The sequence below is a fragment of the Puerhibacterium sp. TATVAM-FAB25 genome (genome assembly GCF_046535855.1).
GTDB classification, from domain to species: domain Bacteria; phylum Actinomycetota; class Actinomycetes; order Actinomycetales; family Cellulomonadaceae; genus Puerhibacterium; species Puerhibacterium variabilis_A.
In genome coordinates this window covers 152,935-175,849 of record NZ_JAXUAK010000004.1, presented here as the reverse complement: position 1 = coordinate 175,849, position 22,915 = coordinate 152,935, and the positions used below count along the sequence as shown (strand labels likewise).

The following is a 22,915-nucleotide window of genomic DNA, read 5'->3' as shown; positions in this document are numbered from 1 at the left end:
CGTGCCGGGCGCGCTCCGCCTGCTCGGCGGGGTCGCCGCCCTCGGGGCGGCGGGCGTGACCTACGCGCACGTCGAGACGAAGCTCTTCACGGTGCGGCACGTGACCGTCCCGGTGCTGCCGCCCGGCCAGGCCGACCTGCGGGTGCTGCACGTGAGCGACCTGCACGTGGTGCCCTCGCAGCGCACCAAGCTGGCGTGGATCCGCTCGCTGGCCGACCTCGAGCCCGACCTGGTGGTCGACACCGGTGACAACCTCGCCGACCGCGGCGCCGTCGGCCCGCTGCTCGACGCGCTCGAGCCGCTCCTGACCACGACGCCCGGGGTGTTCGTCATGGGCTCGAACGACTACTTCGGCCCGCGGCCCAAGAACCCGGCCCGGTACCTGCTGCGCGACCCGCGGGTGATCCACGCCGAGCCGATCGACCTGCCGTGGCAGGAGCTGGCGCGCGCCTTCACCGAGGCCGGGTGGAAGGACCTCACCAACCGCCGCGACGTCGTGGAGGCCGCCGGGCGCACCGTCGCCTGCGTCGGCGTCGACGACCCGCACCTGGACCGCGACGCGTTCCCGGCGTCGGCCCCCGACGACGCGGGGCCGGACGGGCGCACCCCGGACCTGCGGCTCGGCGTCGCCCACGCCCCGTACGTCCGCGTGCTCGACGCGATGCACGCCGACGGCGTCGACGCGGTCCTGGCGGGGCACACGCACGGCGGGCAGCTGCGCGTGCCGTTCTACGGCGCGCTCGTGACGAACTGCGACCTCGACCGCGGGCGGGCCAGCGGCCTGCACGGCTGGCCGGGACCCCGGCCGGACGCCCCGGGCGGTGCCGGCTCGACGTGGCTGCACGTGTCGGCCGGCGCGGGCACCTCCCCCTACGCGCCGGTCCGGTTCGCGTGCCGCCCGGAGGCGACGTTGCTCACGCTCACCGCCCGGTGAGCGCCTGACCGGGCCGGTCGCGGGGCGCGCGCCCGGCCCGGTTTTTCTCCGGGGCCCGCGGTCGGCTATGCTGGGCAGGCTTCCCCACGAGGTCGGCCGCCGTCAGGCGACCTGCTCGCGGGGTGGGCTCCCTCGGGGTGTGGCGCAGCTTGGTAGCGCGCTTCGTTCGGGACGAAGAGGTCGCAGGTTCAAATCCTGTCACCCCGACCAGCCGAAAGGCCCTCCGGTCAGCGGAAACGCTGACCGGAGGGCCTTTCGCGTTTCCTGAGGCGGCCCGAGGTCGTGGAGCCAGGCCGCCATGACGACGTCCTCATCGACGGCTCCGTCGTCGGCCAGAGCTTCTGTGAGTTCTCCGACGGCACGCGCGTATCACCAGCGTCGTCCAGGTGCGGACAAATACTCGAACGCCACCTTCCGCGCATGCTCGGGAGTCCACATGCGTCCATCGTGCACACGCCACCCAGTTCCGCCCAGTCCTCGAACCTTCACCGAGGCGCGACGGTCCCGTCCGGATCAGCCCCGGAACTGCGTCTCGATCGGATCCAAGAGGAAGAGACACGAATTCGCCTCGTACTCGGACACCTCGGCGACGAAGTGGAAGTTCTGCCCCACCCCGACCAAATCCGGCACGTTCGGGCCGGTCAGGTCGAGGTCGAAGACGTTCACGTCACTGAACTGGAAGGCCGGCCCACGACCGCCCGCGTTCTCGCTGTAGTCCTCCGGAGCCAGGAGGAAGTCATACCTCGTGTCGTAGTCGCCGTGGTTGCCCATGCTGACGATGCTCCCGTCGAACTCGATCGTGCGTCCTGCGTACTTCGTTGCGAAGTCCGCCATCGTCGCGCTGCAGTTATCGCCTTCCACCAGCAGCGCCGCGAGGTCCGGGTTGCTCTCCGCCGTCAGCACTTCGTCGGCGGCGTCCGACGCAGCTGGCTCCTCGGTCGGCACAGCCTCGGCAGTTCCAGACTCCTCGGAGCTATCCGACGGACCCTTGTCAGAGCCCTCCTCAGGGAACGTGTGGTAGGTGACGACCACCGAAGCGTCAGTGGGGAACCAGTCGTTGCCGTCGAAGTCCGCGACTCCATTGATTGAAACTTGCTCGACTTCGCCATCGGAAGTGAGCCACCCAGTGACCAGGTCGTCGAGCACCTTCGTCTCAACATTGGTGAAGCCTGCGGCCTCGAGCTGCTTCACTACATCCTCGTAGTCCTGGCCCTCTGCGGCGCTTGCCGCGAGGGGAGATCGCAGCTCGTTCTCATGAGTGTCGCCACCGCCGCATCCAGCGAGCGATGAGACCGCGAGCAACATCGCCACGGAAAGAACCAGGGTGTTGCGCCGCACGGGTGTTCCTCTCGACCATGAATGGCCCGGTCTCACCGCGCCTCGACACTCTAAGCGGACGCGAACGTATCAGCCCCAACGCGCCCACTCAGCGCTTGGGATGCCGGACCGCGCTGCACTGACGCCACGTCCGTTCCGATTTCACCCCGTGGCGCTGCTTCGATCGCCAGGCTTCACCTGCCGCAGCAGTGGTCGCAGCCAGGACAGGAGTCCGAGACTGATGGCGTCGGCCTTGTCGAACGCTCGGAAGACCGGGAGGTCGACGCTGCTTCCCGAACCGCTGTCGGCCCAAGTGGACTCGAATAACGGCCGCGGCGTCGTTGTCTAGGGCTGCTTCGTCGTTCCCGACGACAGCCCGGGCGGCGCGCCGCACCCCTCCCCGGGTGCGAGGCGGGGATGCTTACCGGACGCTGGCCCGACCACGCCGAGGAGGCACCGTGCCCGCACCGATCGTCGTCGTCGGCGGCGGCCTCGCCGCCGCCCGGGCCGTCTCGACCCTCCAGGACGAGGGCCACGACGGCGACGTCGTCGTCCTGACCGCCGAGCGGCACTGCCCCTACGAGCGGCCGCCGCTGTCGAAGGACTACCTGCGGGGCGAGGCCGGGCGCGCGTCCCTCTACCCGCTGCCGGAGGACTGGTACGGCCAGCACGGCGTCGACCTGCGCCCCGGGACGCGGGCGATGGGCCTCGACCCCGCGGGGCACAGCCTGACGCTCTCGGACGGCAGCGCGCTGGCCTGGTCGAGGCTGCTGCTGGCCACCGGCTCGGTCCCTCGGCACCTCTCCGTGCCCGGATCCGACCTGCGGGGCGTGCACTACCTGCGCACCATCGACGACGCCGACCACCTCGCCGGCGTGCTGCTGCCCGCCGCGCTCGAGGGCGGCGGGCAGGTCGCCGTGGTCGGCGACGGCTGGATCGGGCTGGAGGTCGCGGCCTCGGCGCGCGACCTCGGCCTGGACGTCACGCTCCTCGGCCGCGGGTCGCACCCGCTGGGCGCCGCCGTCGGTCCGGAGCTCGGCGAGGCGTTCGCCCGCCTGCACGAGCAGCGCGGCGTGCGCGTGCACCGGCGGGCGCTGGTGACGGCGTTCACGCACTCCGAGGGCCAGGTGACCGGCGTCGACATGGCCGACGGGACGCACGTCGAGGCCGCGGTCGTCGTCGTGGGCATCGGCGCGGTTCCCGAGGTGGGCCTGGCCGCGGCGGCGGGGCTCGACCTGCGGCCGGCCGCGCAGGGCGGGGGCGTCGTCGTCGACGGCTCGCTGCGCACGTCGCACCCCGACGTCTTCGCCGCCGGCGACATCGCCTCGGTGCCGTCGCCGCAGTACGGCCGCCCCCTGCGGCACGAGCACTGGGCCGGCGCGGACTCGACCGGCGCCCACGCGGCGCGGGCGATGCTGGACGCCGCCGACCCGTACGACGTGCTGCCGTACTTCTTCACCGACCAGTACGACCTGGGCATGGAGGCCATCGGCTGGATCGAGGGTCCCGGCGGCTACGACGACGTCGTGGTCAGCGGGTCGCTCGACGACCGCGAGGCGGTCGCGTTCTGGCGGCGCGGCGGCGCCGTGCAGATGGCGATGGCGCTCAACACGTGGGACCGGATGCCGGACGCCGAGGAGCTCATCCGGTCCCGGCGCGAGGTGCCGCGCGAGGAGCTGGAGGCGTTCCGCGGCTGAGGGGTCGCGGGCCTGCGGCGCCGCCCGGCAACCGGACGACGCCGCAGCTCCGAGGCGGGCTCAGGCCTCCCGGCGCGCCCGCACCGCCGCGGCGAGCTCGCGCAGCAGGCCCTCGGTGGTGCCCCAGTCCATGCACTTGTCGGTGACCGACTGGCCGTAGGTGAGCGCGTCGAGCGGGCCCGGCTTCTGGGCGCCGGCCTCGAGGAAGCTCTCCATCATGAGGCCGCTGATGCCGCGCTCCCCCGCCGCCAGCCGCTCGGCGATCTCGCGCACCACCTGCGCCTGGCGCACGTGGTCCTTGTTCGAGTTCCCGTGGGAGGCGTCGACGACCACGCCCGCCTCGACGGCGCCGCCCAGCCCGGAGCCGCGGGCCACCTCGAGCGCTGCGGCGACGTCCTGGGCGGAGTAGTTCGGGCCGCCGCGCCCGCCGCGCAGGATGACGTGGCAGTCCGGGTTGCCGGCCGTCTCCACCGCGGCGGCGCGGCCCTCGGCGTCGGCGCCGAAGAACGTGTGCTCGCTGGCGGCGGTGATGCAGCCGTCGACGGCGATCTGCACGTCGCCGTCGGTCGCGTTCTTGAACCCGACCGGCATCGACAGGCCCGAGGCGAGCTGGCGGTGCACCTGCGACTCCGCGTTGCGCGCGCCGATCGCGCCCCAGGTGACGGCGTCGGCGATGTACTGCGGGCTGGTCGGCTCGAGGAACTCCGTGGCCGCCGGGACGCCCGCGTCCAGCACGCCGAGCAGCACCTCGCGCGCGAGCCGCAGGCCGTGGTGCACGTCGTGGGTGCCGTCCAGGTGCGGGTCGTTGATGAGGCCCTTCCAGCCCACCGTGGTGCGCGGCTTCTCGAAGTACACCCGCATGACCACGACGAGGTCGTCGGCGAGCTCGCGAGCCACGGCGGCCAGGCGCCCGGCGTACTCGAGCGCGGCCTCCGGGTCGTGTACGGAGCACGGCCCGACGATGGCGATCAGCCGGTCGTCCTCGCCGCGCAGCACGTCGCGCACCTCGCGGCGCGAGGTGGTCACCAGGTCGCTGCGGCGGGTGCCGAGCGGCATCTCGGTGCGCAGGGCACGCGGCGCGGGCAGCGGCTCGAGCGCGCGGATCCGCAGGTCGGAGGTCTCGGCCTGCAGCTCGCCGTGCGCGGTGGCCGGCTCGGTCGTGGTGCTCATGGGGTGTCGCTCCTGGTCGTCGGTCGAGGTGCCGGTGGGTCTGACGTCGTCGTCGACGCACCGTGGTCCCGGCGACCGGAGCGGCCCGTCTGACGACGAAGGGCCCGGACCGCTCGGCGAGCGGTCCCAGGCCCTGTGCTGGCTCCGGTGGATGGCGTCGGTCAGGCGCAAGCCCGCCGAGCTCCGCACGGAGCCGGCGTAAAGCGCCAATACCAACGAGTGTTCACGGTCGACGACGGTACGCCGACCGCCCGGCGCCGTCCAGCCGGCGTCCGGATCGTGGGAAGGACGGCGACGGGGCGCGGGCGTAACCTCGCTGCCATGCCGATCCCGCCGTACGTGGCCGACCTGCGCACCCGCATCGGGACCGACCTCCTCTGGCTGCCCGGAGTGACCGTCGTCGTGCGCGACGACGCGGGACGCGTGCTGCTCACCCGCCGCGCCGACAACGACATGTGGGCCCTGGTCAGCGGCATCATCGACCCGGGCGAGGAGCCCGCGCCGGCCGCGGCGCGGGAGTCGCTGGAGGAGACGGGCGTCGCCGTCGTCGTCGACGACCTGGCCGCCGTCTCCACCACCGGTGAGATCGTCTACCCCAACGGCGACCGCACCACCTACCTCGACCTGCTGTTCACCGCGCACCCGGTGTCGGCCGAGGCCGCCGCCGCGGCGCACGTGGCCGACGACGAGAACTCCGCCGTCGGCTGGTTCGCGCTCGACGCGCTCCCCGAGCCGCTGACGGCGTCGACGACGCAGCGGTTGGCCCTGCTGCGCCGCTTCGAGGCCAACGGGGACCGCGTCACGCTGTTCGTCGCGCCCTGACACGCGGTCCCGATACGCGGCCCTGATGCGCGACCTGCGCGGCGGCCGCAGGGCGCGGGGCTGGGCACTGATAGGGGACCGCCTGGACGACAGCGGTCCGTGAGCGCGTAACACGTCGGAAAAGTCCCGGGATGTACTGTGCCCGAGGACACTGTCCGCCTGTGACGTCGGACACTGTCTCCTCGGGCCCCTCGACCCGAGGTCCACCCTTCGTTCGGAGGACCATGTGAACCGACGCATGACCAGCGCGTTCGGCCTCACCGCGGCACTGATCGCCGCGGCCGCCGTCGCCCCGGCCACCGCCGTGGGCGCGCCGGCGCCCGACAGCCCACCCGCCCACGGGGCTGCGCACGCCACCAAGAAGGACGACCGCCCCGACGCCCTCGCCGCGAAGCAGCGGGCCGAGAAGCAGGCGGCGGTCGACCTCGTCGCCACGGGCAAGGCCCAGGTCGAGACGCGGGGCAAGGGCGCCCAGAAGTCCGACGTGGTCGAGATCCGCCCCGGCAAGTACGTCGAGTACGGCGTGAACGAGACCGCCCAGCTCCTGACCTTCCTCGTCGACTTCAGCGACACCAAGGACACCCGCTTCCCGGACGCCCCCGCCGGCCCGGTGCACAACCAGATCCCCGAGCCCGAGGCGGACGACAACTCCACGTACTGGGAGCCGGACTTCTCGCGCGAGCACTACGAGCAGATGTTCTTCACCGGCCTGGAGGACCAGGGCGGCGAGTCCTTCGCCGGGGTCTACGACGAGATGTCCTCGGGCCGCTTCGACCTGCAGGGCGACGTGGCCGACTGGGTGACGGTGCCCTACAACGAGGCCTCCTACGGGCAGACCGAGTCCCAGGCCGACATGACGCGGTTCATCCAGGACACCGCGAACGCGTGGTACGCCGACCAGCTCGCCCAGGGCAGGACCAAGGACGAGATCGTCGCCTACCTGAGGTCCTTCGACATCTGGGACCGCTACGACCTCGACGGTGACGGCATCACCAACGAGCCCGACGGCTACATCGACCACTTCCAGGCGGTCCACGCCGGCGAGGGCGAGGAGGCCGGTGCTCCCGAGTGGGCGATCTGGTCGCACCGCTGGGCCGTGAACCAGGCCGGCGTCGGCACCACCGGCCCCGCGGACTACGCCAAGGTGGGCGGCATCCAGATCGGCGACACCGACCTGTGGATCCGCGACTACACCACCGAGCCGGAGAACGGCGGCCTGGGCGTGTTCGCGCACGAGTTCGGCCACGACCTCGGCCTGCCGGACTACTACGACACCCAGGGCGGCGAGAACGGCACCGCGTACTGGACGCTCATGAGCTCCGGCTCGTGGCTCAGCCACGGCGAGGGCTCCATCGGCACCACGCCGAACCAGATGGGCCCCCACGAGAAGCTGTTCCTCGGCTGGCTCGACTACGAGACCGTCGAGGCCGGCCAGACCGAGACGGTCGACCTGGGCCCGGCGTTCCACGCCACGAAGAACCAGGCGCAGGCCGTGCTCGTGAACCTGCCTCCGGGCGAGGAGACCGTCGAGGTCGCCGACCCCGTCGCCGGCGCGTACGCCTACTCCGGCACCGGGAACAACCTGGACGTCTCGCTCGCCTCGCCGGCGTTCACCGTCCCGGCCGGGGCGACGCTCGCGGCCAAGACGCTCTACGAGATCGAGGCGGACTACGACTACGCGTACGTGGAGGTCTCGACGGACGGCGGGGCGAGCTGGGCGGCCGTGCCGACCAACCGCTCCACCGCCGAGGAGGGCAGCGGCAACACCGGTGGCGGCATCACCGGCAGCAGCGACGGCTGGGTCGACCTCACCGCCGACCTGTCCGCCTTCGCGGGCCAGCAGGCCCAGGTGCGCTTCCGCTACGCCAGCGACGGCGGCGTGAACGAGCTCGGCTTCCTCGTGGACGAGGTCACCGTGGGTGACGCGCTCGCCGAGGACTTCTCCGACGGCGTCGCGGGCTGGACGAACGACGGCTTCACCGCCGTCGGCCCCGAGGGGACGTACGAGCAGCCGTACGAGCACTACTACCTGGCCGAGAACCGGGTCTACGGCGGCTACGACGCCACGCTGCGCACCGGCCCGTACAACTTCGGCTGGGCGAGCTCGGCGCCGGACAAGGTCGAGCACTTCCCGTACCAGGACGGCCTGCTGGTCTGGTACGTGAACTCGCTCTACGGCGACAACAACACGTCGGCGCACCCGGGCGGCGGCGAGGCCCTGCCCGTCGACGCCCGCGCCGCGGCGCTGCGGTGGTCGGACGGCACGCTCGCCCGCAACCGGATCCAGTCGTTCGACGCCACGTTCGGCCTGCAGCGCACCGACGCGATCTCGCTGCACCGCGAGACCGCGGCGGGCATGACCACCCTGTCGGTGAAGAGCCGGCCGGCCGTGTCGACGTTCGACGACACCGACCCCTACGCCTACTACGACGCCGCGAACCCGCAGGGCTCCGTCATCGTGGGCGGCACCGGCACCACCATCGAGGTGCTCAAGCAGAACGAGAAGCAGGGCACCATGCGGGTCCGGGTCAACTGACCTCCCGCGCGCCCCGAGCACGACGGCGGCCGGTCACCCCGCGCGGGTGGCCGGCCGCCGTCGTCGTGCGAGGACCCGCCCTCAGCCTCGGCCGCGGGCGTAGCGTTCCACGAACGCCCGCAGGATCCGCGACGGCTCGGTGACGGCGCGCGACCGGGCGCGGGCGACGACCTCGTCCTGCTCGTCCGGCCGGAAGTACCCGTAGCCGGCGTACACCTCGATGCGCTGCAGCAGGCCGTCGAGGTCCAGCTCCGGGTGGAACTGGGTGGCGTAGAGGTTCTCCTGGAGCCGGAACATCTGCACCGGCGCCGCCTGGGACGTGGCCAGGAGCACCGCGCCCGGCGGCAGCTCGCGCACCGCCTCCTTGTGCCCCACGAAGGCCGTGAACCGCCGCGGCAACGTCTTGAGCAGCGGGTCGGCCACGCCCTCGGGCGTGAGCTCCACGGTGACGGGGCCGATGGGCTCGGCGAAGGTGGTGTCGACGACGGCGCCCTGGTGGCGCCCCAGCGTGCCGACGCCGTAGCAGGCGCCGAGGAACGGGAAGTCCTGCGCCACGACGTCGTCGAGCAGGGCGCCGATCTCCCGCTCGACCCTGCGCTGCACCTGCGACTTGCTCTCCTCGGGGTCCGAGGAGCTGAACGGGCTGCCGCCGACGATGATGCCCGAGTAGTCGGCCAGGTCGACCGCGGGCATCGGCTCGCGCTCGAGCCGCACGCGGTGCACCTGCTCCCGCGCCAGGCCGCCGTACCGCAGCACGGCCTCGAGCTCGCCGTCGGCGGCGACGTCCTCGGCACGGGTGCCGAGCAGCAGGAACGGCTTCATGGCGCCAGCCTATTGACGCTCCCGCCTGCGGGTGCGGTGAGGCCCGGCGAGGCCGTCGTCGGCTCGCCGGGCCCCGGGCCGGCCGTCACGACCAGCGGAACAGCTTCACCCCCAGGGGCAGCAGCACCGCCGTCCACACGAGCATGACGACCATCTGGAAGGCCGGGAACCCGTCGCCGAACCAGCCCTCGGTCATCGCCTGCGAGGCCGCGCCGAGCGGCGTGAACCGGCCGACCTCGCGCAGCACGTCGGGCATCACCGGGCCGGGCGTCCACAGGCCGGCGAGCATGAGGAAGGGGAAGTAGATCGTCATCCCGATCGCCGACGCCGTGGTGCCCTTGGTGGCCCGCGCGGCGACGAGGGTGCCGAGCGCGAACATCGCCGCGACGGCGAGCACGAACGCCAGCAGCACCACCCCCAGCTGCTGCGGGGCGACGGCGTCGAACACCAGGACGCCCACCACCACCGCCACGAGCGAGGCCACCAGCGTGGAGCCGAGGTTGATGCCGAGGTGCGACACGATGAGGGCCTGCGGCCGCATCGGCGTGGTGGCCAGGCGACGCAGCACGCCCTTCTCGCGGAACGTCGCGAGCGTCACGGGCATGACCGTGAGCGCCGAGGTGGCCACGGCCGCGGCCAGCACGACCGGCACGTAGAGCGCCACGGGCGTGAGGCCGCCCCACGGCGGCGGCGCGTCGGTGATGACGTCGCGCATGCCCGGGACGACGAAGCCCACCCCGAGCAGCACCACGGTGGGGAACGCGAGGCCGAAGAACACGGCGCCGGCGTCACGCAGCCACACGACGGTCTCGGTGCGCAGCAGGCGGCCGAGCCCGCGCCAGCCGGCGGCGGCGCGCGGGCGGGCGACGACGAGGGGGGACGGGGAGGTGGTGGTCATGACCGGTCTCCTCGGTCTGCGGTGGGGGTGAGGTCCCGACGCCGGCCGACGCCCTCGGCGCCGTCGGCGGCGGGGGCGCCGCTGCCGACGGCGGCGGGCGCCGCGTCCGGGTCGTAGGAGCGGCCGGTGACGGCCACGAAGACGTCCTCGAGCGAGCGGGTGACGGTCCGCACGTCGTCGGGCAGGACGTCGACCTGGGCCAGGGCGGGCACGACGGCGAACAGCACGCGCCGCGTGCCGGTGACGGCCACGACGCCGCTGCCGGCGTCGTCCACGGACTGCACGTCCGGGTGCGACGCCGCCAGCCGGGCGAGCGCCTCCCGGCCACGGGCGGCGTCGACCTCGGGCAGCCGCAGCTGCACGGTGCGCGTGTCGTCGAGGCCGTCCACGAGCTCCAGCGGCGTGCCGGCGGCGACCACGCGGCCGGCGTCGATGACCACGAGCCGGTCGCAGAGCCGCTCGGCCTCCTCCATGAAGTGGGTGACCAGCAGGATCGTCACGCCCGTCGAGCGGACGCGCTCCACCAGGTCCCACGTGCTGCGCCGGGCCTGCGGGTCCAGGCCCGTGGTCAGCTCGTCGAGGATCGCCACCCGCGGGCTGCCCACGAGCGCCAGCGCGATGGACAGCCGCTGCTTCTGGCCACCCGAGAGCTTGGCGTACTGCACGCCCTGGTGCGGCGCGAGGTCGAGCAGGTCGAGCAGCTCGCCGACGTCGGCCGGGTGCGGGTAGAACGACGCGAACAGCCGCACCGCCTCGCCGACCGTGATCTTGTCGTGCAGCGCCGACTCCTGGAGCTGGACCCCCAGCAGTCCGCGCACGGCGCCGGGGTCGGCCTGGGTGTCGACGCCGAGCACGCGGGTCGCGCCGCCGTCGGCGTGCCGCAGCCCGGCGAGGCACTCGACGGTCGTGGTCTTGCCGGCCCCGTTGGGGCCGAGGATGCCGAAGATCTCCCCCGGCTGGACGGCGAACGACACGTCGTCGACCGCCACCTTCTCGCCATAGGTCTTGCGGAGGTGCGAGACCTCCACGACGGGTGTGGCACTCATGGTCGTCTCCCGGTGGTGGTGGAGGCGGATCAGGACGGCGGCCGCAGCTGCACGCGCAGCAGGTGCACGCGCAGCCAGCCGGCCGCGAGGGCGCACGTGACGAGCGCGCCGAGGAGCCCGACGAGCACGCCGGCCGAGCCGTCGAACGGCAGGACCCGGCCGAGCGCGTCCCCGGCCGCCCCGGTGCGTGTGGTGACGCCGACGAGCGCGAGGAGCGCGAGCCCGGGGAGGATCAGGGCGGTGCCGAGCCAGGAGCCGTAGCCCTGGTACCCCATGCCGATCGCGGTGCCGACCAGCGAGTACACCGCGCAGGCCAGCCCCTCGGCCGCGGCGTCGGCCACGGTGGCCGCCGCGCCGGCCGCGGGCAGACCCTCGGGTCGCACCCAGTCCCAGCCGAGCGCGCCGAACAGGGCCTGCTCGCCGACCGTGGCGACGCCGTAGAACAGCCCGTAGACGAGGCCGACGACGGCCGCGGTGGCGATCGTGGCCCGGAGGAACGAGCGACGGGTGCCGCCCGCCGCAAGGTGCATGGTGAGCAGCGACGAGGTGGTCGCGATGCCCAGGGAGAAGGCGAACCAGCGGGCGCTGTAGCTGGCGCCCGTCAGCACGCCGCCGCCCATGACGCCGTCGTTGGCGCGCACCAGCAGCGGCACGACCACCATGACGAGGCCGAAGAGGAGCCAGAAGCCGGCGGCGAAGAGGGTCTGGCCCCCGGCGAGGTAGTTCCACGCGGCTCGGAAGGCGCGCCGGCCGGCGTCGCGCACGACGGCGGGGCGGTCCGCGGGGCGGTCCGGGGCGAGGGCGGTGGTGTCCGCGGCGGTGCGGGCGGCGGCACTCATCGCAGCGCTCCCTTCGGGGCGGTGGGCTCGGCCTCCGCCGCGCCGGGGCGGGCGGGGGCCGCGTGGTCGGTGAGGCGCACGAAGAGGTCCTGCAGCGGCACCGCGCCGACGGCCACGCCCGCCGCCTGCGCGGCGGCGGCGACGTCGTCGGGCAGCGACCCGGCCAGCGTGACCTGCACGGTGCCGCCGAGCTGCTGGCGGTGGAGCACCTCGCGCCCCGCGCCGAGCCGCTCGACGGCGGCGGCAGGCCCGGTCAGCGAGACGCCGCGGGCGCGCATCTCGTCGGCCGTCTCGGCGATGAGGACGCGGCCGCGGTCGAGGACGACGACGTCCTCGAAGAGGCGCTCCACCTCCTCGACGAGGTGGCTCGACAGCAGGATCGTGCGGGGGTGCTCGGCGTAGTCGGCGAGCAGCTCCTCGTAGAACGCGTACCGCGTGGGGGCGTCCATGCCGAGGTAGACCTCGTCGAAGATGGTCAGCGGCGCCCGGGACGCCAGGCCGATGGTGGCGCCGACGGCGGAACGCTTGCCGCGCGAGAGGGCGCTGGGCTTCTTGCGGGTGTCGACCTCGAAGCGGTCGAGCAGCCGCCCGGCCAGGTCGGCGTCCCAGCCGGGTCGCATGCCGGCGTAGTACTTGAGCGCCCAGGAGACCTTCTCGTCCTCGACGACGTCGCCGCTCTCCCGCACCAGCAGCGTGCCGGAGGTGACCCACGGGTTCTCCCACGGGCGTTCCATCCGCCCCTCCGGCCCGACGAGGACGGACCCGCCGGTGGGCTGCGTGAACCCGGCGAGGAGGGACAGCAGGGTGGTCTTGCCGGCGCCGTTGCGTCCGAGGATCCCCGTGATGACGCCGGGGCGGATGGTGAGGGTCGCACCGTCGAGGGCGGTGGAGGAGTCGCTCACGCGGGTGGTTCCCGCGGCGACGTCGACGTCGCGGCGGCGCCCGAAGCGGACGACGACGTCGTCCAGCTGCGCGCCGAAGGGCGGCAGCGGGGGCAGGGTCGGTGGCATGGTCACGGGCCCTTCGGTTCGAGGCGGTCAGAGGTGGAGCCGTCGGTGGCGGAGCCGTCGGTGGCGGAGCCGTCGATGGCGGAGCCGGAGCGGCCGAGGACGTACGCGACGACGTCGGCGGTCGGGATGCCGAGGATGTCGGCCTGGAGCAGGGCCGGGTCGAGGACCTCGTCGAAGTAGCGGCGGCGGTGCTCGCCGAGGAGCTTCTCGCGGGCGCCCGGGGACACGAACATCCCCAGGCCGCGGCGCTTGTACAGCACGCCCTCGTCGACGAGCTCGGCGAACGCCTTGGCCGCCGTCGCCGGGTTGATGCGGAACGTGGTGGCGAACTGCGTGGTCGACATGACCTGCTCCTCCTCACCGAGCTCGCCGGCGAGCACCTGCGCGCGGATCATCTGCGCGATCTGCAGGTAGATCGGCTCAGGTCCGTCGAACATGGGCTCGCCTCGCGGATGTCGTGGGTGCTGCCGCGGGTGCGGCGGTGGCTCTGTGGTTCATTACTCGACTAATGAACCACAGAGGTACGACGAGCACAAGGGTCTCGGCTCGATCCCGTGTCTCTTCACCTTCTGCTGCGGCGGGCCCCTGCCCGTCCGTGCGGCAGGCTTACCCGTGACCGACGCGGCTGAGGAACGCCTGTGGGCGGCGCTGCGCGCCGGGCGCCGGGCGCCGGGACGACGCGGTCCGCGCGGTCCTCGACCTGCCGGACGACCGCCGTCGGCGGCTGCGCCTCGCCGTGCGGCGGCACGACCGCGCTGTGGGCAGCGCGCCGATCGGGGCGCGGGCGCCCGACGGCGAGTGACGCGGCGAGCTGCGCGTCGGGCACCACTCCGCCGCCGCCGCCGCGGTGCTGGGCTGCTCCACCCTCGAGCAGGCGGTGACCTACGCCCCGCTCGACGTGCCGGACGCCCACGACCTGCCCAAGGCGGCGCAGGCGTCCACAGGCGCCGAGACGCGCTGGAGAGCGATCCTCTATCGTCGTGACGTTGTCGCTGACGGCAGGGGGAAGCAACGACATGACGCGCACCTGGACTCAGAGCCGAGCCCGCCGGTGGGCCGCGATCGCCGGCGCAGGTCTCGTGACGGCGCTGGCCGCGGCCGGCTGCACGGCCGGCGACCCCGACTCCCCGCCGCCCTCCTCGAGCGCCGGCATCCAGTCGTCGACCACGCCGACGCCCTCGCCGAGCGCGGCGAGCGTGGTCGTGAAGCCGGAGCGGCCGGCGCAGATGGACGACGACGGCGCGGCGGGCGCGGAGGCGGCGGCGCAGTACTTCCTGGAGCTCGACAGCTACATCCAGGCGACCAACGACACCGCCGAGTGGGAGGCGATGTCGCACCAGGAGTGCGAGTACTGCACCAATCGACTCGAGCAGGCGCGAGAGATCGCTGAACGGCGAGACGTCTTCCAGGGCGGCGTAACAGACGTCCGAATAGTTCGCGTATACGACCAGGACGACATGACAGGTATCTGGCCTGTCGACGTTGAGGTCGCGAAAAGCGCCACGTCGATTGTCGATGCTTCAGGGAAGCAGGTTTTCACTGCAGACTCCGAAGTGACACAGCGACGAATGGAGATTGGGCGCCGAAACGATCAGTGGGTCATTGTCGGCGTTGGACTCCTTGAGCGGTGAAGTCATGCGAAGTTCTCAGATGCCAGCAGCGATCGTCCTTTCCGTTGCGCTGAGTCTCCTCGGGCAAGGGCCTGCATTCTCGTCTTCGGGCGGTCCAGACTTGCGTGACTACGAGACCGATGCATCCGCTTCCCGCGATCGCTTCAACGTGTCGGCGAACCAAAGTATTGATGCGAAGAAGACGGGGACGGGCGGCCGCCAAGGAACCGACCCCCCGAAAGACAAGTACTTCCGCGCCGACGCCAAGATCTGCGCGCTCTCGGACCTCGACATGCTGGTCGAGATCGTCAACCAGGCCGGCGCCTGCGCCGAGGGGTACACCGAGAACGTCGTCCCCGCGCCGTGCGAGGAGGGCACGTACCAGCTCGACGCCCTGTGGGTGCAGCGCGTCCAGGACGACGGCTCCTACGGCCAGGCCGAGCAGCTGGGCGACGACCAGTGCGTGACGCCCGCCGACCTCCGGGCGGAGGCCGAGCGCGCCTTTCGCTCGATGCGGGTCGACGCGCCTCCGGTCACCCTCCAGGGCGGCGAGCCGTTGCTGGTCAACGTGCGCTACCCGGCCTACACGACCGCGGCGGTGCAGGAGCAGGACGTCACCCTGCTCGGCGTCCCGGTCACGATCCGGGCCGAGCCGGTCGAGTTCGCCTGGGACTTCGACGACCCGCACTCCCCCGGCGGCGGCACCCTCGTCACGTCGGACCCCGGCCGCCCGTGGCAGGCGGGCGACCCCGCGCCGGACGAGTCCTGGGTGGGCCACACGTACACGCGGCTCGGCGAGCCGGGCAGCGACGCGGGCTCCGCCGTCGACGACGACGGGAACACCTACCGGTCCGGCGTCACCGTCAGCCTCGCCACCACGTGGGAGGGCAGCTTCCGCGTCGCCGGCAGCACCGACTGGACCGCGATCGCCGGGACGATCACCACCACCAGCGAGGCCGCGCCGGCCACCGTCACCGAGGCCCGCACGCGGCTGGTCTGCGACGACCTCACGGGCGCCGCCACCTGCTGAGCACGGGTCCGGTCAGTCGGCCGCCGCGTCGGCCGCGCGGTCGGCGGCGCGCCAGGCCAGGAGCGCCGTGACGACCACGAGGCCGTAGCTGCCGAGCGCGAGCACATGGCCGAGCGCCTCGGCGCCGCCCGCGAGCTGCACCACCCCCAGCCCGACGGCACCGAACGCGCTGACCGCTGCCATGGCCACGAGGTACGGCGTCGCGGCCGCCTGCCCGGCGGACCAGGCGGCGTCCGAGCGCAGCGTGCGCCGGGTTCGCACGCCGATCGTGCCGTTGCGAGGCAGCCCGCCGCCGCGCTGCTGCCGCAGCAGCACGACGGCCACCGTCAGCACCAGGCACAGCCCGATCATCGGCGAGACGAACACCCGCCGCTCCACTCCCTCGGGGCGCCGAGCGCGCCCTCGCGGGCGGCCGCGGTCGCCGTCGTCACGACGGGCCTTTCAATCCGCGTCGTTCCAGGCACACCAGGCGCTCGCGCCCGTCCCATGCGGCCGCGGGCGTGAACCCGTGGCGCCGGTACGCCCGGATCGCGTCCTCGCGCCAGTCCCAGACGGTCAGCCGCACCGCGCCGGCGACCAGCCCGATCGCGTGGTCGAGGAGCGCGCGTGCGACGCCGGCCCCGCGGGCCGCCGGGTCGACCCAGAGCCGCTTGAGCTCGCCGTCGCCCGCGGCGTCGCGGGTGACCACGACGACGCCGACGTCCGCCCCGCCCCGGGCGGCCAGGAGCGCGGTGGCACCGGCGAACGCGGCCGCCGGGTCGTCGACCTCGGCCTGGTAGCGCGGCGGGAGCGGCCCGTCGCCCGGGTCGGACGCCAGGCCGCGGGCCGCCTTCTCCTGCTCGGTGGCGCGCAGGTAGGCCCCGACGAGGCGGCCGACGGCCGTGGCGTCCGGGCCGGGCAGCGATGCGGCGCGGATCGTCGTCATGGGACGCAGCGTTTCACAGACGCGGACGGCGCCGGCCCGACGGGACCGGCGCCACCCGAGCCGGCCCGCGGGACCGGCGCCACCCGGGCCAGGCTCAGTCCTCGGCGAGCTGCCCCGGCACGCCCGCCTCGGCGGCGTCGAGCGCCGCGAGCTCGGCCAGGTCGGCCGCCACCAGCTCGGCGATCTGGATCGCGTTGAGCGCGGCGCCCTTGCGCAGGTTGTCGTTGGACACGAACAGCACCAGGCCGCGCCCGTCGGGCACCGACTGGTCGGTGCGGATGCGCCCCACGAGCGACGGGTCCACGCCCGCCGCGGCGAGCGGCGTCGGCACGTCGGCCAGCTGCACGCCCGGCGCGACGGCCAGCAGCTCGCGCGCCCGCTCCGGCGTGATCGGCTCCGCGAACTCGGCGTGGATCGCCAGCGAGTGCCCGGTGAACACCGGCACGCGCACGCACGTGCCGGCCACGGCGAGGCCGGGCAGGCCGAGGATCTTGCGCGACTCGTTGCGCAGCTTCTGCTCCTCGTCGGTCTCGCCGGACCCGTCGTCGACGAGCGACCCGGCCAGGGCCACGACGTCGAACGCGATCGGCGCGACGTACTTCACCGGCGCCGGCAGGTCGATCGCGGACCCGTCGTGCGCGAGCGCCTCGAAGTCCTGCCCGACGGCGGAGCGTACCTGGGAGGCGAGCTCCTCGACGCCCGCCAGGCCGGAGCCGGAGACCGCCTGGTAGGTGGCCACCCGCAGGCGTTCGAGCCCCGCCTCGTCGGACAGCGGCTTGAGCACCGGCATCGCGGCCATGGTGGTGCAGTTCGGGTTGGCGATGATGCCCTTGGCCGCCTCGCCGATCGCCTCGGGGTTGACCTCCGAGACCACCAGCGGCACCTCGGGGTCGAGCCGCCAGGCCGAGGAGTTGTCCACGACGACGGCGCCCGCCTCGGCGAACCGCGGCGCGTGCTCGCGCGACGTGCCGCCACCGGCGGAGAAGATCGCCACGTCGACGTCGGCCAGGCCCTCGGTGGGCGTCGCGGCGACGTCCTCCACGGTGACCGGCACGCCCGCGAACTCGATCGTCTGCCCGGCCGAGCGGGCCGAGGCGAAGAAGCGGATCTCCTTGACGGGGAAGTCGCGCTCCACCAGCAGGCGGCGCACGACGCCGCCGACCTGGCCGGTGGCGCCGACGACGGCGAGGTTGACGCCGTTCTCGCTGATCTCAGCCATCCCGGCTCACCGCCCCGTCCCGGCGTAGACCACGGCCTCGCCCTCGGAGGAGTCCAGCCCGAACGCGTGATGCACGGCGCGCACGGCCTCGTCGAGCGAGTCGGCGCGGGTCACCACGGAGATGCGGATCTCCGAGGTGGAGATCATCTCGATGTTGATGCCGGCGTCGCGCAGCGCGCCGAACAGCGCGGCGGAGACGCCCGGGTGCGACTTCATGCCCGCGCCGACCAGCGACAGCTTGCCGATCTGGTCGTCGAACTGCAGCGAGGCGAAGCCCAGCTCCTCCTGCACCGACTTGAGCGCGGACATCGTCTGCGGCCCGTCGCCCTCGGGCAGCGTGAAGGAGATGTCCGTCAGGCCGGTCTGGGCCGCGGACACGTTCTGCACGATCATGTCGATGTTCGCGCCGGCCGCGGCGACGACCTCGAAGATGCGCGCGGCCATGCCCGGCACGTCCGGCACGCCGACGACGGTGATCTTGGCCTCGCTGCGGTCGTGCGCGACGCCGGAGATGATCGGGGCTTCCATCTCTGCTTCCTCCTGGGCGGCCGGGTCGCCGGCGGCACGGGCCGCGGCGGGGGCGGGGGCGTTGGGGTCGATGCGGTCACCGTGGGTGCCGATGACGAGGGTGCCGGCGGCGTGCGAGAACGAGCTGCGCACGTGCACGGGCACGCCGTAGCGGCGCGCGTACTCGACGCTGCGCAGGGCCAGCACCTTGGCGCCGGACGCCGCGAGCTCGAGCATCTCCTCGTAGGTGAGGCGGTCGATCTTGCGGGCGGCGGGCACGATGCGCGGGTCGGCGGTGAACACGCCGTCGACGTCGGTGTAGATCTCGCAGACGTCGGCGTCCAGGCCGGCCGCCAGCGCGACGGCGGTGGTGTCCGAGCCGCCGCGGCCGAGCGTCGTGACGTCGTTCGTCTCGGTGGTGACGCCCTGGAACCCGGCGACGATCGCCACCTGGCCCCGCTCGATCGTCTCGCGGATGCGCGACGGCACGACGTCGACGATCCGCGCCCGGCCGTGCACCGCGTCGGTGATGAGGCCGGCCTGCTGGCCGGTGAAGGACTTGGCCTTGACCCCGAGGTTGGTGATCGCCATGGCGAGCAGCGACATCGAGATGCGCTCGCCGGCGGTCAGGAGGATGTCGAGCTCCCGCTGCGGCGGGAGGGGGGTGATCTGGGCGGCCAGGTCGAGGAGCTCGTCGGTGGTGTCGCCCATCGCGCTCACCACGACGACGACGTCGTTCCCCGCCCGCTTGGCCTCGGCGATCCTCTTGGCCACGCGCTTGATGCTGGACGCGTCGGCGACGGAGGACCCGCCGTACTTCTGCACGACAAGTGCCATGCTCGCTACTTTCTGTCGCCGGCCTCCGTCTCTCTCAACGGTCCGCCGGGTGCTTGCAGGAACGCTCGATGGTAGGCGCCGGGCCGCCGCCCGGTCGAACCCGTCTCACCGGACCCGGCCCGTGGGGCCCGGCCGGTGCTCGACGGCCCGGCGCGCCTTCAGGCCGCGTCGACGACCTTGACCTCGAGCTCCACCGGCACCACGAGCGTGTTCGCGATGTAGCACTGCTCGTGCGCCTCGTGGGCCAGGCGCTCCACGGTGGCGTGGTCGGTGCCGGGCGCCACCTCGACGACGGCGGCGAGCCGGATCGCGGTCAGGCGCGGGCGCTCGAGCGACAGGTCGAGCGTGCTGGTCGCGTCGTCGGCGTACCCGCGCACGTCCACGCCGGCGCGGGCGGCCGCCGCGAGGAAGGACAGCAGCTGGCACGAGCTCGCCGCGGCGACCACGAGCTGCTCGGGGTTGAGCCGCTCGGGCGCGCCGCGGAACGCCGGGTCGGCGCTGAGCGCCAGCTCCTGCTCCGCCGGCGCCGCGGTCACGGCGTGGTCGCGCGGGTAGGCGCGGTAGCCCGCCCCGGTGGAGCCCTGCCAGGTCAGCCGCGTCGCATAGGAGTGCGTCATGCCGGCGACGCTACCGGCGCAAAGCCCTGGCGGGCCGGGCGCCACGTGCGCCACGGTAGGGACCGACGGGCGCGACGCCCGGCGCAGCGCGGGCTCGGCCCGCCGACCGACGAGGGGTGGACGATGTCGTTCCAGGCGTATCTCGACAGCGTGGAGAAGCAGACGGGGCTGACCCCGCGCCAGCTCGTGGAGCTCGCCGCGGCCCAGGGCTTCGGCCCGGACTCGAAGGCCCGGCCCGTCGTGGGGTGGCTCAAGACCGAGCACGGCCTCGGCCACGGGCACGCCCAGGCGATGGCCCAGGTGATCCGCAAGGGCGACCGCATCAGCACCAAGCACGTCGGCACCACCGGCTCGCACCGCGACTCCGGCGACCGGCTGTGGCTCGACGGCGCGGCCACGCGGCCGGCCGACTGGTGACCCGCGCTCGTCCCGACCGCCGTCGCGGTGGGTCCGCGCGGGGACGGCGCCGCGCCGTCAGCCGCCGGTGACGACGTCGTACCCCAGGCGGCAGACGAGCGCGCCCACCACGACGACGAACACGACCCGCACGAACCGGGAGCCCTTGGCCACCGCCATGCGCGCGCCGACGTACCCGCCGACGAGGTTGGCGGCGCCCATCGCGAGGCCCAGCGGCCACACGACGTGGCCGGCGGGGACGAAGAAGATCAGCGCGCCGAGGTTCGTGGCGAAGTTCGCGATCTTGGCCAGGGCCGAGGCCGGCAGGAACGCGTAGCCGAGCGCGCTGACGAGCGCGATCACCAGGAACGTGCCGGTGCCGGGGCCGAGCACGCCGTCGTAGAACCCGATGACCAGGCCGATGGCGGCGGCGGCCCACCGGTGCCCGTTGCCCTCCCAGCGCAGCCGCGTGTGCTCCCCGAGCGACGGCTTGACGATGGTGTAGACCGCGACGCCCACGAGGACGACGAGGATGATCGGCTTGAACGCCGACGCCGGGATGCGCGAGGCGAGCGCCGCTCCCCCGACGGCGCCGGCCAGCGCCGCGAGCGCCAGCGGGCCCGCCGTGGTGAAGTCCGGCTTCACGCGCCGGGCGTAGGTGATCGCGCTGGTCGAGGTGCCCATGATCGACCCCACCTTGTTGGTGGCCAGCGCCTGCACCGGGCTCAGCCCCGGCACCAGCAGCAGGGCGGGCAGCTGGATCAGCCCGCCGCCGCCGACCACCGCGTCGACCCACCCGGCGGTGAGGCCGGCGAGGAGCAGCAGGACGAGGGTGAGCGAGTCGATGTCGGGCACCGGGCGATCCTGCCACGCGGTCCGCGCGCGCCGGCGTCCGCGGGCGCGACCGGGCCCGGTGCCCCGGGTGAAGTCACGACAAGGCCTTCAACCCGCGTGTCGGACTGCCGATGACGCGAGCAACAGGTTTCTCCTTCAACCATGACCCGATCCGAGGTGACGGCGGTGACCCACATCGAGGAGCACGGCGCCGCCCCCGCCCCCCTCTCCGCCGAGGAGCTCACCGCCCTCGAGGCGGAGGTCGCCGAGGTCGAGCTGCTCCCCCGGGTCGACAGCGCCGCCGCTGCCGCCCGCGCGGAGCGCCTGCTGCGCGTGGTGCGCGCCCACGGGCTGACCGAGCTGGAGATGCGGGCGGAGCTGGCGCAGGCGGAGGTGCTGCAGCGCGACGGCGAGCTCGGCCAGGCCGGCGTGCTGGCGCAGCAGGCGTTGCGCTGGGGCACCGAGAACGGCGCCACGCTGGTGCAGGCCCGGGCCCACTACGTGCTGCAGCGGATCTTCCTCGACCTCGGCGACCTGTCGCGCGGGCTGGAGCACTCGCTGCGCGCCGTCGAGCTGCTGGACGAGCGGGCGTCGGCGACGATGCGCCTGGACCACCTGTGCCGGCTCGGGGACGCGCTCGGTCTCAACCGCGACGTCGAGGGCGCCCGGCGGCGCTACCGCCAGTCGCTCGCCATGGCCGTCGCCCTGGGGGACGTGGACCGCGAGCTCACGGTCGTCAACAACTGGGCCTACATCGAGGCGCAGCACGGGGACGCCGAGACGGCGCTCGGGCTGTCCACGCGGCTGCAGGAGCTCTCCGCCGCCCAGGGGCGCGTGCTCACCCTCGGCCGGCTGGACACCGTCGCGCGCGTCCTCATCCGGCTCGACCGCCTGGCCGAGGCCGAGGAGGTGCTGCAACCCGCCACCGACCCCGAGTTCCGGCGGTTCGACGCCGACGGCGACGCGGGCGCCGAGGGCCTGCTCGCCCTCGTCCGGGTCCAGCGTGCCCTCGGCAAGCTCGACGAGGCCCAGCAGAACCTCGACGTGTGCGTCGAGATCTGCGACAAGCTCAGCCTGGGCACCCTGCGGGTGGAGGCCCGCGAGGAGCAGGCGGAGCTGCACGCCGCCGCCGGGGACTTCGAGGCCGCCTTCCACGAGCACCAGGCCTACGCCCGCGAGGCGCTGCAGCTGCAGTCGGACGAGCGCGACGCCCGCGCCCGCGCCATCCAGGCGGTGTACGAGACCTCCGAGGCGCGGCGGCAGAGCCGGCGCTACCGGGAGCTGTCCCTGCGCGACCCCCTCACCCACCTGTACAACCGCCGCTTCGTCGACGAGGAGCTGCCCCTGCTGCTCACCGCCGCCGCGGGCCGCGGCGAGCCCGTCACCGTCGCGCTGCTCGACCTGGACCACTTCAAGTGCGTCAACGACCAGCACTCCCACGACGTCGGCGACCAGGTGCTCCGGACCGTGGCGGAGCTGCTCGAGGACGCCGTGGCGCAGGCGCCCGACGGGTCGTTCGCCGCCCGGATGGGCGGCGAGGAGTTCCTGCTCGTGCTGGCCGGCGGCGACCACGCCGCGACCGCCACGCTGCTGGAGGAGCTGTGCGCCACGATCCGGGCGCACCCGTGGTCCGCCCTGACGGCCGACGTGCCGGTGACCACCAGCATCGGCGCGGCGAGCGCGCCCACGGTGCCGGTGCCGGACCCGGCGCAGCTGCTCAGCCGCGCGGACGCCTGCCTGTACCGCGCCAAGCGCGCGGGGCGCGACCGGGTGGTCTGCGACCTGGTCTGAGGCCAGGTCCGAGGGCAGGTCCGAGGTCAGGTCCGAGGTCAGGTCCGAGGGCAGGTCT

Annotated in this window: 22 protein-coding genes and 1 tRNA gene; 9 read left to right on the top strand and 14 right to left on the bottom strand. The window is 73.6% G+C overall.

What is annotated here, in order from left to right; all coding sequences use genetic code 11:
• Position 1 precedes the first annotated feature (1 nt).
• Both U5M74_RS06190 and U5M74_RS06185 read left to right on the top strand, forming a co-directional pair.
• A complete protein-coding gene (locus tag U5M74_RS06190) occupies positions 2-934 on the top strand; it encodes a metallophosphoesterase (RefSeq protein ID WP_410907150.1) in 933 nt (310 codons plus the stop codon).
• Between the two features lie 133 nt (positions 935-1,067).
• A tRNA-Pro gene (locus U5M74_RS06185) sits at positions 1,068-1,144 on the top strand.
• 303 nt (positions 1,145-1,447) lie between these two features.
• On the opposite strand, the gene U5M74_RS06180 is transcribed toward U5M74_RS06185, so the two are convergent.
• On the bottom strand, positions 1,448-2,272 hold the full coding sequence (locus U5M74_RS06180; RefSeq protein ID WP_410907148.1) for a DUF4839 domain-containing protein: 825 nt from the start codon (positions 2,270-2,272) through the stop codon (positions 1,448-1,450).
• Between the two features lie 437 nt (positions 2,273-2,709).
• On the opposite strand from U5M74_RS06180, the gene U5M74_RS06175 reads away from it, so the two are divergent.
• The gene (locus tag U5M74_RS06175; RefSeq protein ID WP_410907146.1) at positions 2,710-3,948 is read left to right on the top strand and encodes an NAD(P)/FAD-dependent oxidoreductase; all 1,239 of its coding nucleotides are present in this window, start codon (positions 2,710-2,712) and stop codon (positions 3,946-3,948) included.
• 60 nt (positions 3,949-4,008) lie between these two features.
• Here U5M74_RS06175 and U5M74_RS06170 read toward each other — a convergent pair whose 3' ends face one another.
• Entirely contained in the window at positions 4,009-5,118 is a 1,110-nt protein-coding gene (locus U5M74_RS06170; protein WP_410907144.1) for a 3-deoxy-7-phosphoheptulonate synthase, read from the bottom strand.
• Between the two features lie 321 nt (positions 5,119-5,439).
• Here U5M74_RS06170 and U5M74_RS06165 point away from each other — a divergent pair, with 321 nt between their 5' ends.
• Complete coding sequence (locus U5M74_RS06165; RefSeq protein WP_410907142.1) at positions 5,440-5,940, top strand: NUDIX hydrolase; 501 nt, start codon at positions 5,440-5,442, stop codon at positions 5,938-5,940.
• A 238-nt stretch (positions 5,941-6,178) separates the two neighbouring features.
• Positions 6,179-8,476: an immune inhibitor A domain-containing protein gene (locus tag U5M74_RS06160; protein ID WP_410907140.1), complete on the top strand. Its 2,298-nt coding sequence runs from the start codon at positions 6,179-6,181 to the stop codon at positions 8,474-8,476.
• A gap of 81 nt (positions 8,477-8,557) precedes the next feature.
• On the opposite strand, the gene U5M74_RS06155 is transcribed toward U5M74_RS06160, so the two are convergent.
• The 6 genes from U5M74_RS06155 to U5M74_RS06130 form a co-directional block, all read right to left on the bottom strand.
• A complete protein-coding gene (locus U5M74_RS06155; RefSeq protein WP_410907138.1) occupies positions 8,558-9,298 on the bottom strand; it encodes a glutamine amidotransferase in 741 nt (246 codons plus the stop codon).
• Between the two features lie 85 nt (positions 9,299-9,383).
• Positions 9,384-10,196 carry an ABC transporter permease gene (locus tag U5M74_RS06150; protein WP_410907136.1) on the bottom strand — a complete coding sequence of 271 codons (813 nt, stop codon included), beginning with the start codon at positions 10,194-10,196 and terminating at the stop codon, positions 9,384-9,386.
• Positions 10,193-11,242, bottom strand: a complete 1,050-nt coding sequence (locus tag U5M74_RS06145; protein WP_410907134.1) for an ABC transporter ATP-binding protein — start codon at positions 11,240-11,242, stop codon at positions 10,193-10,195. Before U5M74_RS06145 ends, U5M74_RS06150 begins: the two co-directional genes overlap by 4 nt.
• A gap of 29 nt (positions 11,243-11,271) precedes the next feature.
• The gene (locus U5M74_RS06140; protein WP_410907132.1) at positions 11,272-12,081 is read right to left on the bottom strand and encodes a hypothetical protein; all 810 of its coding nucleotides are present in this window, start codon (positions 12,079-12,081) and stop codon (positions 11,272-11,274) included.
• Positions 12,078-13,091 carry an ATP-binding cassette domain-containing protein gene (locus U5M74_RS06135; RefSeq protein ID WP_410907130.1) on the bottom strand — a complete coding sequence of 338 codons (1,014 nt, stop codon included), beginning with the start codon at positions 13,089-13,091 and terminating at the stop codon, positions 12,078-12,080. Before U5M74_RS06135 ends, U5M74_RS06140 begins: the two co-directional genes overlap by 4 nt.
• Positions 13,092-13,093: 2 nt before the next feature.
• On the bottom strand, positions 13,094-13,528 hold the full coding sequence (locus U5M74_RS06130; protein ID WP_410907128.1) for a GntR family transcriptional regulator: 435 nt from the start codon (positions 13,526-13,528) through the stop codon (positions 13,094-13,096).
• A gap of 543 nt (positions 13,529-14,071) precedes the next feature.
• Here U5M74_RS06130 and U5M74_RS06125 point away from each other — a divergent pair.
• Positions 14,072-14,722: a DUF6318 family protein gene (locus U5M74_RS06125; RefSeq protein ID WP_410907126.1), complete on the top strand. Its 651-nt coding sequence runs from the start codon at positions 14,072-14,074 to the stop codon at positions 14,720-14,722.
• 100 nt (positions 14,723-14,822) lie between these two features.
• The gene (locus U5M74_RS06120; protein WP_410907124.1) at positions 14,823-15,731 is read left to right on the top strand and encodes a hypothetical protein; all 909 of its coding nucleotides are present in this window, start codon (positions 14,823-14,825) and stop codon (positions 15,729-15,731) included.
• A 12-nt stretch (positions 15,732-15,743) separates the two neighbouring features.
• Here the strand turns inward: U5M74_RS06120 and U5M74_RS06115 are convergent, their stop codons facing one another.
• The 5 genes from U5M74_RS06115 to U5M74_RS06095 all read right to left on the bottom strand — a co-directional run bounded on the left by U5M74_RS06115 (position 15,744) and on the right by U5M74_RS06095 (position 19,836).
• Positions 15,744-16,097, bottom strand: a complete 354-nt coding sequence (locus tag U5M74_RS06115) for an SdpI family protein (protein ID WP_410907122.1) — start codon at positions 16,095-16,097, stop codon at positions 15,744-15,746.
• A 61-nt stretch (positions 16,098-16,158) separates the two neighbouring features.
• Positions 16,159-16,656 (bottom strand): GNAT family N-acetyltransferase, encoded by a 498-nt coding sequence (locus U5M74_RS06110; RefSeq protein WP_410907120.1) that lies wholly within the window; start codon positions 16,654-16,656, stop codon positions 16,159-16,161.
• A gap of 94 nt (positions 16,657-16,750) precedes the next feature.
• Positions 16,751-17,875: an aspartate-semialdehyde dehydrogenase gene (locus U5M74_RS06105; protein WP_410907118.1), complete on the bottom strand. Its 1,125-nt coding sequence runs from the start codon at positions 17,873-17,875 to the stop codon at positions 16,751-16,753.
• Positions 17,876-17,881: 6 nt separating this feature from the next.
• The gene (locus U5M74_RS06100) at positions 17,882-19,219 is read right to left on the bottom strand and encodes an aspartate kinase (protein WP_410907116.1); all 1,338 of its coding nucleotides are present in this window, start codon (positions 19,217-19,219) and stop codon (positions 17,882-17,884) included.
• Between the two features lie 158 nt (positions 19,220-19,377).
• Positions 19,378-19,836 (bottom strand): OsmC family protein, encoded by a 459-nt coding sequence (locus U5M74_RS06095; RefSeq protein ID WP_410907114.1) that lies wholly within the window; start codon positions 19,834-19,836, stop codon positions 19,378-19,380.
• Positions 19,837-19,959: 123 nt separating this feature from the next.
• Here U5M74_RS06095 and U5M74_RS06090 point away from each other — a divergent pair, with 123 nt between their 5' ends.
• Positions 19,960-20,253, top strand: coding sequence for a DUF4287 domain-containing protein (locus U5M74_RS06090; RefSeq protein ID WP_410907112.1), 294 nt, complete (start codon positions 19,960-19,962; stop codon positions 20,251-20,253).
• A gap of 57 nt (positions 20,254-20,310) precedes the next feature.
• Here the strand turns inward: U5M74_RS06090 and U5M74_RS06085 are convergent, their stop codons facing one another.
• Positions 20,311-21,087, bottom strand: a complete 777-nt coding sequence (locus U5M74_RS06085; RefSeq protein WP_410907110.1) for a TSUP family transporter — start codon at positions 21,085-21,087, stop codon at positions 20,311-20,313.
• 141 nt (positions 21,088-21,228) lie between these two features.
• Here U5M74_RS06085 and U5M74_RS06080 point away from each other — a divergent pair, with 141 nt between their 5' ends.
• Positions 21,229-22,857, top strand: a complete 1,629-nt coding sequence (locus U5M74_RS06080; protein WP_410907108.1) for a diguanylate cyclase — start codon at positions 21,229-21,231, stop codon at positions 22,855-22,857.
• Positions 22,858-22,915: the final 58 nt, after the last annotated feature.